11 protein-coding genes are annotated in these 12,502 nt (G+C 69.0%); 3 read left to right on the forward strand and 8 right to left on the reverse strand.

Translation table 11 applies throughout. From position 1 onward, the window contains the following. Positions 1-70: 70 nt before the first annotated feature. Complete coding sequence (phoB, locus tag N0B51_RS03745; RefSeq protein WP_259960884.1) at positions 71-757, forward strand: phosphate regulon transcriptional regulator PhoB; 687 nt, start codon at positions 71-73, stop codon at positions 755-757. 24 nt (positions 758-781) lie between these two features. Here phoB and N0B51_RS03750 read toward each other — a convergent pair whose 3' ends face one another. From N0B51_RS03750 to N0B51_RS03775, 6 genes are all read right to left on the reverse strand, one after another. Continuing rightward, complete coding sequence (locus tag N0B51_RS03750) at positions 782-1,522, reverse strand: extensin-like domain-containing protein (protein WP_259960885.1); 741 nt, start codon at positions 1,520-1,522, stop codon at positions 782-784. Then, on the reverse strand, positions 1,519-2,148 hold the full coding sequence (locus tag N0B51_RS03755) for a LysE family translocator (RefSeq protein ID WP_259960886.1): 630 nt from the start codon (positions 2,146-2,148) through the stop codon (positions 1,519-1,521). Before N0B51_RS03755 ends, N0B51_RS03750 begins: the two co-directional genes overlap by 4 nt. Positions 2,149-2,185: 37 nt before the next feature. Further along, positions 2,186-2,602, reverse strand: a complete 417-nt coding sequence (locus N0B51_RS03760; protein ID WP_259960887.1) for a hypothetical protein — start codon at positions 2,600-2,602, stop codon at positions 2,186-2,188. Between the two features lie 74 nt (positions 2,603-2,676). Further along, on the reverse strand, positions 2,677-6,249 hold the full coding sequence (locus N0B51_RS03765) for an error-prone DNA polymerase (protein WP_259960888.1): 3,573 nt from the start codon (positions 6,247-6,249) through the stop codon (positions 2,677-2,679). A 1-nt stretch (position 6,250) separates the two neighbouring features. Then, the gene (locus tag N0B51_RS03770; RefSeq protein WP_259960890.1) at positions 6,251-7,690 is read right to left on the reverse strand and encodes a UdgX family uracil-DNA binding protein; all 1,440 of its coding nucleotides are present in this window, start codon (positions 7,688-7,690) and stop codon (positions 6,251-6,253) included. Beyond that, a complete protein-coding gene (locus N0B51_RS03775) occupies positions 7,687-8,931 on the reverse strand; it encodes a putative DNA modification/repair radical SAM protein (protein WP_259960891.1) in 1,245 nt (414 codons plus the stop codon). The genes N0B51_RS03770 and N0B51_RS03775 overlap by 4 nt, the downstream gene beginning before the upstream one ends. 124 nt (positions 8,932-9,055) lie before the next feature. On the opposite strand from N0B51_RS03775, the gene N0B51_RS03780 reads away from it, so the two are divergent. Beyond that, positions 9,056-9,568, forward strand: coding sequence for a PilZ domain-containing protein (locus tag N0B51_RS03780; protein ID WP_259960892.1), 513 nt, complete (start codon positions 9,056-9,058; stop codon positions 9,566-9,568). 12 nt (positions 9,569-9,580) lie between these two features. Here N0B51_RS03780 and N0B51_RS03785 read toward each other — a convergent pair whose 3' ends face one another. Then, positions 9,581-11,164, reverse strand: coding sequence for a DUF6504 family protein (locus N0B51_RS03785; RefSeq protein WP_259961460.1), 1,584 nt, complete (start codon positions 11,162-11,164; stop codon positions 9,581-9,583). Further along, a complete protein-coding gene (locus N0B51_RS03790; protein ID WP_259960893.1) occupies positions 11,082-11,855 on the reverse strand; it encodes a hypothetical protein in 774 nt (257 codons plus the stop codon). The genes N0B51_RS03785 and N0B51_RS03790 overlap by 83 nt, the downstream gene beginning before the upstream one ends. 106 nt (positions 11,856-11,961) lie before the next feature. Between N0B51_RS03790 and N0B51_RS03795 the strand changes: the two genes are divergently transcribed. Further along, on the forward strand, positions 11,962-12,444 hold the full coding sequence (locus tag N0B51_RS03795) for a pyridoxamine 5'-phosphate oxidase family protein (protein WP_259960894.1): 483 nt from the start codon (positions 11,962-11,964) through the stop codon (positions 12,442-12,444). The last annotated feature ends 58 nt before the right edge of the window (positions 12,445-12,502 follow it).

Consider the following 12,502-nt stretch of genomic DNA (forward strand, 5'->3'; position numbering starts at 1 on the left):
CCGGGCGGGCGGCGCGAGCGACGCCTGCGCGTCGTGAAGCTGTAACAATCGGGGTGTTGAAAGGCGGTCGATGACTGCCGCCAAGCTCCTGCTGGTCGAGGACGACCCGGCGCTCGCCGAACTGCTCGAATACAGGTTTGCGAACGAGGGCTACTCGGTTCGCGTCACGGCCGATGGCGACGAGGCCCTGCTGCTGGCCGCCGAGGACGCGCCCGACCTGATCATCCTCGACTGGATGATCGAAGGCACCAGCGGGATCGAGGTGTGTCGGCGCCTGCGTCGCACCAAGGGGACGGCGCACGTCCCGATCATCATGCTGACCGCGCGCGAGGGCGAGGACGACAAGATACGCGGGCTCGAGACCGGCGCCGACGATTACCTGACCAAGCCGTTTTCTCCGCGCGAACTGCTCGCCCGCGTTGCTGCCGTGCTGCGCCGGATACGCCCCGCTCTGGCTGGCGAGAGTCTTGTGGTCGGCGACCTTTCGCTCGATCCGGTCGCCCACCGCGTGACGCGCCGCGGGCAGCCGCTGCACCTGGGGCCCACAGAGTACCGCCTGCTCAAGTTCCTGATGGAAAGCCCGGGGCGCGTTTTCAGCCGCAGCCAGCTGCTCGACGGCGTCTGGGGCACCGAAAGCGAAATCGAACTGCGCACGGTCGATGTCCATATCCGCCGCCTGCGCCAGGCGATCGCGATCGAGGGCGCAAAGGACCCGGTGCGCACCGTGCGTTCGGCGGGATATTCGCTGGAGGGGTAGTGCGCGGTTTGCGCGCACAGGCCCTCAACGGCACACGCCGCTCCATCCGCGTGTTTGCTGGTCAAGGTGCAGGTGGTCGCGGTGGGCGGCGTTGTAGTCGGGGCTGAGGACGGTGCCGAACGCCTGGCACGCTCCGGTGCGGACGCGGTGCAGGAACCGCGCCTCCGGCCCGCTCTCCGACCAGTCCTCCAGCACCGAAATCCGTCGTCCGTCCGCGAGCACGAAGGCGGTAACGTCGATCGCGTTGCCAGTGGCGTGTTCGCTCCACCGCCCGCTTGCGCGGCCATAGAGGCGGCGGCAGCTGTAGGCGCCCAGGTGCTCGATCCGGGCGAGCGGAGAGCCGAGCGTTTCCCGCGCCGCCGGGCGGACGACGGTGTCGATCCAGCGAACGAGCCCGGCGGCGACAGCGCAGGTTGCCGGGGGCGTCCGCGGGTTGAGCGGCAAACCAGACAGCGCGACCCGGTCTGGCCTTCTGCAGGCTCCCTCGCCCGTCGGCGGCAGCACGGTGTGGGCGACACCGGTCCGTTCGAGAATCGCGCGGCATCGCGCTCCGTCCTCTCGCAAACCGGCCAGCTTGTGACGCGTGGCCCATCCATCGGGATCGGAGAGGGTCAGCGGCGCCCAGGGGTTTGCCTCGGGATGGGTGTCAAGCCAGCCCTTCCCCGCCAGTACCAGCGACGCGAGGACGAGGGCGGCGAACGCGATGCGGTCGAACCGCGACGGGCGCCAGCGGCGAGCGATTCCGAGGAGCTTGCGCGGCGTCATCGCACGGCGATGTCGATCAGCAGTCCTGCCGCGATTACGACCAGGGTTGCCCCTACCGCGATATCGGCCCTGCGCCGCACCTCGGGCCGTGCGAGCGACGCGGCAACGCGGCGTCCCGCGCCGATGTAAAGTGCTCCCACGGCCAGATCGAATACCATCGCGACGATCGCGAGCACGACGATCTGCGGCACGACCGCGGCGCGTTGATCGATGAACGGCGGAAGCATCGCGACCATGTAGACGAGCGACTTGGGATTGCCGATGGCCACCGCGATCCCGTCGGTCAGCGAGCGCCGGCCCGTTCCCGGCCGTGCCGCCGTGCCCGTCGCCGGTCCCTCGCCCGCATGAACGATCCCCCGGATGCCGAGCCATCCGAGGTAGGCCGCCCCGCCGATGGCCAGGCCGAGGAATACCCGCGGCCATGCAGCGGCCAGGGTGCCCAGTCCGAGCGCGGCGAGCAGCCACCAGGCGAGGTATCCGATCTGCATTCCCAGCAGCGCCGCCAGGCCGCTGCGCCAACCGCCGACGATCGTGCGCGCCATCACGAACAGCATCGAGACGCCAGGCACGATGCTCGTGACGGTGGTCATCAGCGCGAAGGCGGCAAGGCGTTCGGGATCGATCACCGCGCGCCCGTTAGTCCCGCGCGGGCGATTCGTCGATCTAGCGGCGCGCGGTCAGCGGCGCGGGTTCCTGCCAACCCCTTGCGCGGCGCCAGGTGAAGGCAAGCGGAACCACGCAATCCTCGCCCGCGATCGTCACGGCGACCGGGCCGCCCGCACGGTTGTAGCGGAACGGGATATAGTAATCCTGCCAGCGCCCGCGGCTGTCGATCCGCACGGTTCGTTCGAGGGGTCGCATGTCGCCATTGGTGATGGTCAGCAAGGCCCGCTCGTCGGGGGCAAAACCACTGGCCGAGATTACGTAGAACTTTCCGTTCGTGCCGACTTCGCCGGTGCACTCTTGGCCCTCGAACCGGTCGACCCGCTCCCATCCCCGGCTGAGCACAATGGGGTCGTAGGCCGCGGCGGCGGTTCCCGCGACGAGGGCGGTCAGGGCGATGGCCGAAAGGGTGCGCACGGCGCTTGTCTAGGCTCTTGCGCGGCATCTCGCACGCGCGGGTTTCGCGGCGGCCCGGATCGGGACAGCGGGGATCAGTGAAAGTCGCGGCTCGGCGGCAGCGGCATGAGCCTGGGGATGATGCGCGCGTCGCGCGGGTGGCCTTGGAAGCCGCACTCCCGGTTGCCTGGGGGCGGCGGTTCCCACGGCTCGACCGGCGGCTTTTCGCAGGGATCGTCCTTGCCTGAGCGCAGGTCGCCACGCGGGTTGAGCTTGCTTGGCAGCGGGTTGTTGCAGTGGTCGGCGCGGGCGATGGGCGTCTTGATCAGGTCGTCGCTCAGGCGGTGGAGTTCGTGCGTCGCGTCGGTCATGTGGTGGGCGATCACGTGGATCACCTCGTCGTCGTACTCGACCCGGCCGCGCACTTCCATCAGCCGCGATCCCATCACCACCTTGCGCTGCTTTTCCTTGAGGTCGGGCCAGACGACGAGGTTGATGACGCCCGTCTCGTCCTCGAGCGTGATGAAGCACACCCCCTTCGCGCTGCCCGGCCGCTGGCGGATGAGCACCACGCCCGCGACCTGCACCATCGAGCGGAACTTGCGCGCGCGCAGGTCGCAGGCGCGCACGAAGCCGCGCTCGGCAAGGCTCGCGCGCAGGAACGCCATCGGGTGCGCCTTCAGGCTCAGGCGGGTGGTCTGGTAGTCGGCCACGACCTCTTCGCTGAGCGGCATTTCTGGCAATGCGACGGGCCGGGCTTCCGCGCCTTCGTCGCGCGCCTCGGCGAAGGCGAACAGCGGCAGGTCCGGTCCTCCCACGAGGCTGCGGGCATCCCACAGCGCCTGCCGCCGGGGCAAGCGGATAGACTGGAAAGCGTCGGCGCTGGCGAGCCGCTCGATATGCGCGGGGCTCACGCCGGCACGGTCCCGCAGCGCCGCGACGTCATCGAACGGCCCGCGCTCGGCGCGCTCGGCGATGAGGCGCGCGGCGACGTGTTCGGGCAGCCCGTCGATCTGCCGCAGGCCAAGGCGCAGCGCGACATGGCGGTCAAGGCGTCCCCGGTCCGCTTCGGCGCCGCGGCGCCCCGCCCTCACCGCGCCAATGGCTTCGAGCGTGCAATTCCATTCCGACGCGTTGACGTCGGCGGGGAGCACCGTGACGCCATGTTCGACCGCGTCGCGCACGATCTGCGCCGGGGCGTAGAAGCCCATCGGCTGCGAGTTGAGCAGCGCGCAGCCGAACGCGGCGGGGAAATGGCACTTGAGCCAGCTCGATACGTAGACGAGGTGCGCAAAGCTCGCCGCGTGGCTCTCGGGAAAGCCGTATTCGCCGAAGCCGCGGATCTGGTTGAAACACCGCTGGGCGAACTCGCGGTCGTAGCCGCGCGCGACCATGCGCTCGACCATCATGTCCTGCAATTCATCGACCATGCCCCTGCTGCGGAAGGTCGCCATCGCCTTCCTCAACCGGTTCGCCTCGGCGCTCGAGAACTTCGCCGCGTCGAGCGCGATCTTCATCGCCTGCTCCTGGAAGATCGGAACGCCGAGCGTACGTTCGAGGATGCTCGACAGCTCGTCGGGCGGGCCGTGCTCGGGCGCGGGCGCGGGGATCACCACCTGCTCCGCACCGCGGCGGCGCTTGAGGTAGGGATGCACCATGTCGCCCTGGATCGGACCGGGGCGCACGATCGCGACCTGGATCACGAGGTCGTAGAACTCGCGCGGGCGCAGGCGCGGCAGCATGTTCATCTGCGCGCGGCTTTCCACCTGGAACACGCCGAGCGAGTCCCCCTTGCGCAGCATCGCGTAGGTTTCAGGATCCTCACGCGGGACGGTCGCCAGCGTGAGGGTGCGATCGTGCGTCTTTTCAATGAGATCGAGGCATTTCCTGATGCAGGTCAGCATCCCCAGCGCGAGCACGTCGACCTTGAGGATGCCGAGCGCCTCGATGTCGTCCTTGTCCCACTCAATGAAGCTGCGATCGGGCATCGCGCCGTTGCCGATGGGTACGGTTTCGGTCAGCGGCCCGTCAGTGAGGATGAATCCCCCGACGTGCTGAGACAGATGGCGTGGCATACCAATCATTTGCTCGGTCAGCTTGAGGACGCGCCTGAGGTGGGGATCGCTTATGTCTAGCCCGGTTTCGGCGACGTGGGCCTCGCCGATCTCCTTGCCCCATCCGCCCCACACGGTGCGGGCGAGCGCGCTGGTCACGTCTTCGCTGAGGCCCATGGCCTTGCCCACCTCGCGGATCGCCATGCGCGGGCGGTAGTGGATCACCGTGGCGCAGAGCCCCGCGCGGTGCCGCCCGTACCGGCGATAGATGTGCTGGATCACCTCCTCGCGCCGCTCGTGCTCGAAGTCGACGTCGATATCAGGCGGTTCCTTGCGCTCTTCGGAGATGAAGCGGTCGAACAGGAGCGCGTGCCTGGCCGGATCGACGCTGGTGATGCCGAGGCAATAGCAGACTGCCGAGTTGGCCGCCGAACCCCGTCCCTGGCACAGGATCGGCGGATCGATCCCGCGCGCATAATCGACGATGTCCTTGATGGTGAGGAAATAGCGCGCGAGGTCGAGCTTGCCGATCAGCGCCAGCTCGCGTTCGAGCGTATTGCCAACCGATTCCGGTAACCCGTTGGGATAGCGCCATTTCGCCCCTTTCCACGTCTCCCTTTCAAGGAAGGCCTGCGGCGTCATGCCGTCGGGATAGATCTCCTGCGGATACTCGTACTGCAGTTCGTCGAGGCTGAAGGTGCAGGCGTCGGCCACCTCCCGCGCCGCCGCGATGGCGTGGGGCCAGCGGGCGAACAGCGCGGCCATCTCCGCAGGCCCCTTGAGATGCCGCTCGGCGTTGCCGAACAGCAGGTGGCCGGCCTGGTCCACGGTGGTCTTGTGCCGGATCGCCACCATCACGTCCTGCAATGGGCGCCGCTCGGGCGCGTGGTAGTGCACGTCGTTGGTGGCGAGCAGCGCAAGACCGTTCTCGCGGGCGAGCGCATCGAGCCGGTCGATCCGCGCGATGTCGTCGCCGGCATGAAGATAGCTCGCGGCCAGGTGACGCATGGTCGGAAGACCGGCCGCCATGTGACTGATGAGCTGGAAGAATTGCCCGCTGACCGCATCCTGCACCTGCCCGCCGCCGAGCGATACGACATTGCTCGCCCAGGCGGGCACGGTGAACGCGGCCTCCAGATCGTCCGGCGGCAGCAGGACCAGCTGCACCCCCTCGGCGTGCGCGGCGAGCATCGCGAGATCGATGTCGCACGCGCCCTTGGCCTGCCACTCTCCCTCGAGGTTGCGCATCCTCCCTGCGCTGATCAGCCTGCACAGCCGCCCATAGGCGGGACGGTCGGTGGGATAGGCGAGGAAGGCCAGTCCCTCGACCGTCTCGATCCGGCAGCCGATCACGGGGCGCATCTTCAGCGTCCGGGCCTCGGTATGCACGCGCACCACGCCGGCCATCGAGTTGGCATCGGCAATCCCGATCGCGTCGTAGCCGAGCGCGCGCGCGGTAAGCACCAGATCGACCGCGTCCGACGCGCCGCGCAGGAAGCTGAAGTTGGAAACGAGCCCCAGTTCCACGAACGGGGCGCGCGGCGGGGTGGCTACGGACGCGGGGTCGTCGAGCTCGATCCGCCGGCGCGGGATGAGGAGGTCGTTCTCGGGCACGTCATCCCGCCAGTTCCGCGAGCCGCTTCTTCACCGCGGCAAGGTCCGCGTTGAACAGGCGTGACTGTTCCTCCCGCGCCGCGCCGTCGAGGCGGAGGAGGTAGCTGGGATGCGCGGTGACCCACAGTTCGCTGCCGTCCTCGAGCGGGATCGGCGCCCCGCGCGCCTTCGAGATGCTCACCGTTCTGCCGAGCATCCCCCGCGCGGCGCTGGCACCCAGGGCGAGCACGAGTTTCGGCTGCACGATCGCGCGCTCGCTCTCGACCCACCAGCGGCAGGTGTCGATCTCCTTCGCGGTCGGCGACTGGTGCAGCCGCCGCTTGCCCCTCGGCACGAACTTGAAGTGCTTGACCGCGTTGGTGACGTAGACCGCGCGCCGGTCGATCCCCGCGTTCTCGAGATGCCGGTCGAGCAGCTGTCCCGCGGGGCCGACGAATGGGCGTCCGGCCAGGTCTTCCTGGTCGCCCGGCTGTTCGCCGACGATCATCAGCGCTGCATCCTGCGGCCCCTCGCCCATCACCGCGTGGTTGTCGAGGCTGCCGATCGGGCACTTGCGGCAGGCGTGGATCGCCTTGTCGATTGCTTCGAGCGTATCGGGCTTCTCGTCGAATTCGAGGGTGCCCGCGGCGACCATCTGCGACTCCCGCGATTGCGCCCCGGCGACCAGCTCGGGGATGAGCGCCGCCTCGGGCATGTTCTTCCAGTACTTGCGGGGCATCTCCTTGAGCATGGCCCCGATCTTCAAACGCGCCGGGTTGAAGATCGACGCGTAGTACTTGCGCCAGAGATCCTCGGTTGGATCGCCCGAGGGCGCATCCGAGCGCCGGGCGGGCGGGCCTTCCTCGAGCACCGCGCCGTCCCAGTGCAGCGAGCCCTGCGGTGTCAGGATAGACCACTTCATGTTGGCGAACCGGCGGACGAAGAACCCGGCGTTGGCGCGCAGGATGTGATGCTCGGGCTCGAACCAAGCCACATAGTGTTCGCCGACCTCTTCATCGCCGTCTTCGACGAGCCGGAAGCGGACGAAGGCGCGCATCTTGTGGATGTCGCGCCGCACCGTCCGGGCCAGTTCATCGAGCCGGCGCACGTCGGGATCGGCACCGTCCTCGAGCAGGCGCGGGTTGGCCTGCAGGCGCCAGAGCAGGCGATAGAGCAGCGCGAACCGTTCGGGATCGGAATGGCAGATCGCGCTCCTGGCAAGCTGCACGAACGCCTTGCTCGCGCGCACCGGCGGGGCATCGGCGGGCGGCACGGGCAGGCCACGGTCGCCGTGGCTGAACAGGTTGCCCGAACCGCCCGGCTCGACCCACGCGACCCGGTCGGGCGGCACGTCGCACTGGACAAGGCCGCGCGCGCGCTCGCGCCAGAAGTCGAAGTCGTCCGCCTCGGGCACGGCGACGACGTAGTAGGTCCCGAACTTGACGTGCTGGAGGGCTGTCATGCCGCGAACAATTCGAGCTGCTCCTGCTTCGGCGCGAGCAGCGCGCGCAGGTCCGCGCGGTCGGTCAGGAGCACCGGGCGCCAGTCGGCGGTGACGATGAACGGGCGCACCTTGGCGATCGACACGGTGAGCTTGGCAACGTCGTCGAGGCGCATTGTCCGGTGCCGCCGGCTCGCGAGGATCCGGTTCACCGCCCTGACCCCCAGCCCCGGCACCCGCAGCAATTCGTCGCGCCCCGCCCGGTTGACGTCGACCGGAAACCGTTCGCGAAACTTCAGCGCCCAGGCCAGCTTGGGGTCGATGTCGAGCGGCAGGTTGCCGTCGGCCTCGGTCGCCTGCATGACTTCCTGCGGTTGGTAGCCGTAGAACCGCATCAGCCAGTCGGACTGGTAGAGCCGATGCTCGCGGATCAGCGGCGGGCGCTTCAGCGGCAGCACCGCGCTCGCATCGGGGATCGGGGAAAACGCGCTGTAATAGACCCGGCGCAGGCGAAAGCTGTCGTAGAGCCGGCTCGCCTTGCCGACTATGTCCGCATCGCTCGCGGCGTCCGCCCCCACGATCATCTGCGTGGACTGGCCCGCCGGGGCGAAACGCGGGGCGTGCTTGAACCGGCGCTTGTTGTCCTTCGCCTCGACGATGTCACTTTTCAGCTTGCCCATCGCGCCCTCGATCTGGCGCGCATTCTTGTCGGGCGCGAGGCGGGTGAGCCCGGCGTCGGTCGGCAATTCGACGTTGATCGACACGCGGTCGGCGTAGAGCCCGGCCTGGTGGACCAGTTCGGGATCGGCCTCGGGGATGGTCTTGAGGTGGATGTAACCGCGGAAATCATGCTCTTCGCGCAAACTCCGCGCGACCTCGACCAGCTGCTCCATCGTGTGGTTCGAGCTCTTGATGATGCCCGACGAGAGGAACAGCCCCTCGATGTAGTTGCGGCGGTAGAAACTGAGCGTGAGATCGACCACCTCCTGCGGGGTGAACCGCGCGCGGCGCACGTTCGAGCTCTTGCGGTTGACGCAGTAGTGGCAGTCGAACACGCAGTGATTGGTCAGCAGGATCTTGAGCAGCGAAATGCAGCGGCCATCGGGCGCGTAGGCGTGGCAGATGCCCAACCCCTCGGTCGAGCCGATGCCCTTCCCGCCGGTCGAATGGCGTTTGGCGGTACCCGACGACGCGCATGAGGCATCGTACTTCGCCGCGTCGGCGAGGATGGCGAGCTTTTCGATCGTGGTTTGCGCACCCATTTGTTCTGTATATGTTCTCATGCCGGATTCGCCAATAGACGATTGTTGGTTTCGGACATGGCGAACGCACCGTTCACCATTTCCCGACAGCCGATATTCAGCGTTCGGACCAAAGATGGGGGCGATGGAGCCGCAGCGCAGCCACGAGCCCGAAACCGTCGTCGACCGCCGCGCGTGCCGGCGTGTGCAGGCCACCTGCCCAGCGATCCTGCAGACCATGACCACGCTCACCAACGGCACCCTGGGCGACATATCGGAGACGGGCGCGCGGTTCGAAGCGGTCGATCCGCCCGGTGCAGGGGCGACGGCGCTGCTGCGCTGGGGCAGCCACGAGGCGGTCTGCACGATCGTCTGGTCGGAAGAGGATTCCTGCGGCGTCGTGTTCAAGCAGGCGCTGCCGGCCGAAGTCGTCGCCGAGACAGCCGCGCTCACATGCGTGCGCGAGATCCCGATCGCCAGCGTGGGCAACATCACGCAAGGGCGTCGGCGGTCCTCGACGTTCCTGAAGGTGGCGCCGGTCGAGCAGCCGGTGCCGCCGGCTGCCCCTTCCCCGGATCCGCCGCCGGTGGCAGGATCGACATCATCGCTCGGGGAAGTCCTCGCCCGGTTCCGCCGCACGCGTACGTGGGAGCGTTAGCGGGACAGTCCGTCACGCGCACAGGCCCTGCAGGAACCAGTCGGGCATCCCGCCCCGCCCGTCGCCGATCAGGCCGAGGCGGTAGATCCAGTAACGGCGGCCCGCGTGGTCCTCGATCCGGTAATAGTCGCGCAAGCGCGCCGATCCCTTCTCGCGCCACCACTCGGGCGCAATGCGTTCCGGCCCCTCGACCCGGACCACCTCGTGCACCTCTCCCCGCCAGCGGAACCGCTGCGGATAGCCGTCGGGCGTGGCGTAGAGCACCGCGATCTTCTCCGCCCGGTCGAGCAGCTTCAGGGGGCGTGCGTGGAACGCGAGCTCGCCCTGACTGGCCGGTTCCGGCTCGAGCGGGGGTTGCCAGCGTTGCGCGCGTTCGGGAATGTGGCTGGCGTGGAGCACCGGGCGCTGCACAGCGTGCGGGCCGAGCCGCACGGTCAGCCGGTCGATGCAGGCGGCCAGCGAGGTGCCGTGTTCCTCTGCCGCCGCCTCGATATCGGCCTGCGCGAGCGCGAGCGGTTCGGTCCAGCTCGCGCGCAGGCGCACGGTCTCGATCCCGAAGCCCGCGTCGACCTCGTCCAGCCGGGCGGAAAACAGCCGGACGATATGCGCCGCCTCGCGCGTGGCGGCGGCCATCTCGAGCCGGCGCACGACGACCTCGCCGTCGACCCGCCACAGGCCGAGTTCGAGTCGGCGCGCGCCCAGTCCCCTGCCTTCCAGTTCGCGGGCCATGTCGGCGGCGAGGTCGGCGACCACTTGGTCGAGCAGGTCCCGGTGACGGATCGGCTCCATCAGCCGGCGCTGCACCAGCGGCGCCTGCTGCGGAACGACCGGCAGCAATGGTTCGGGCACCTTGCCCAGCAGCTGGTCGAGCCGCACGAGCGGGTTCGCGCCAGGCGACTTGCGGTTGCGGAACCGGCGGTGGAGCGCATCACGCCCCTGCACCTCGCCGAACCGGCCGGTGAGGTCCCCGATCCGCTTCAGCCCCAGGCGCCGCAGCACCGCGAGGACGTCGGCATCGAGGCGCAGCGCGGCGACGGGAAGGTCACAGAGCGCCGCGGCGATGTCGCCGCCCGGCGGAAGGATCGCTGTGCCGGCTCCGTAATGCGACAAGGCCCAGGCAGCCCCCGCGGTCGGCGCGATCGCCATCCTTGCAGCCAGCCCGCGCGCCGCGAACTTCGCTTCCGCATCGGCGACCAGTCGCATCTCGCCCCCGAACAGGTGCGCGACGGCGGTAACGTCGACGAGCAGCCCGTCGGGCGCGTCCATCGCGGTCCACGGCCCCCAGCGCAGGGCCCAGAGGGCGAGTTTTTCGAGGAAGTCGTGGTCGCCTGCCGGATCGCTCTGGGCCACCGCGATCTGCGGACACAGCGCGCGCGCATCGGCCAGCATCATGCCGCTGCGCGCGCCCCCCGCGAGGCCGGCGGCATTGGCGGCGTCGATCCGCGGGCCGTGCGCGGTCTCGGTGATCAGGACTGTCGGTTGGGCATCGGCGCCCTCCCCCGGCGCCAGGCCCCTACCAAGCCGCCAGCGATCGATCGCCAGACGCGAAAGCCAGACCGAGAGGATACGGCGCGGCCGCGTCCCGCTGGTCGGCATCGCCGTCGGCGCGACGCTCGGCGACGAGTGCGTGCTCGTCATCGCGCAGGGTCCATGTGCCGGGAGGATGGGTTCGCGCGCGGAACAGCTCGGCGCGCCAGGAGGGGGCGCCGGGCGCATCACGGTTCCAGCGCGGGCGCGGCGAGGCGGCAGCGGTCACGTTCCACCGCAGCCGCGCCGAGGAGAGGTCGCGCGCGGCATCGAGCCGGACGAGCCAGAGCGGCACGCCATGCTTTTCAGCGGTCAGGGTCAACCGGCGCGAAGCGGTGAAGTCGAGCGCGCGCGGATTGCCCGCGATCTCTCCCACCACCGCCGCCACTTCGCGGCAGCGCAGCCCCTCCTCGAGCGCGAATAGCGCGTCCTGGGGGCTTTGGCAGGCGACATGGACCAAGCGTTCGCGGAACGCGGGCGGCAGGCCCGGGCGATAGGGCCGCCCGCCCCTGCGGAGCGCCTCGCGGTCCTGCACCCACAGCAGGACGCGGCGATCCTGCGCCTCTGCCGCAGCGCCGCGATGCGCAGCCCGCAAGGCATCGGCGGCAAGGGCCAGCGCGGCGGCCGCCCCGCCCGCCTCGCGCGAGCACGCGAACACTTCGCTGTGGTGCGCTCCTGCCAGCCCCGGTCGCCAGCGCGGGGCGTGGGGTGACAAGCGGGCGAGCCCGGAGGCCGGCAGGAGCGCGTTCGGTGAGGTCATGGCAGGAAAACGACTCATTCGTTCCCTTTATGTTCCTATCTGCACCGATTCGCAACGGCGGAACAAACCCCTCCCCCGCTCCGTTCGACCCGCGAAGGAGATCATCATGAAATACGAGAACGGCAACGCAGACGACCTCAAGGAACAGTTCTGGAAGGCTCTCGCGCATTCCCCCTTCGTGTTCGTCTCGCTGCAATCGAGCGCCAACGACGCGGTGCCGATGACCGCGCAGCTCGACAAGGACGCGAACAGCGCAATCTGGTTCTTCACCTCGCGCGACAACCACCTGGCGCAGATGGGCCCTGCCACCTGCACGTTCGCCGGCAAGGATCACGAGATGTTCGCCCGCTTCGAAGGAGTCCTCGTCGAGGAGAAGAGCCGCGACCGGCTCGACAAGCAGTGGTCGAACTTCGTCGAGGCCTGGTTCCCCGGCGGCAAGGACGACCCCAACCTGCTGATGCTGAGGATGGACCTCGGCGAAGCGGAAATCTGGAACGGTGACCAGAGTCTGCTGACCACCGCCAAGATGGCTCTTGGCATGGACGTGCGCGGCGACATGGCGGGCAAGCACGCCGAAGCGGCGCTGTAATCGCTTCGACCGAACGAGAAAGGGCCGCTTCCTCGCGGGAGCGGCCCTTTCCAATGGC

Source organism: Tsuneonella litorea (assembly GCF_025154015.1).
In the GTDB taxonomy this organism is placed as follows: Bacteria; Pseudomonadota; Alphaproteobacteria; order Sphingomonadales; family Sphingomonadaceae; genus Tsuneonella; species Tsuneonella litorea.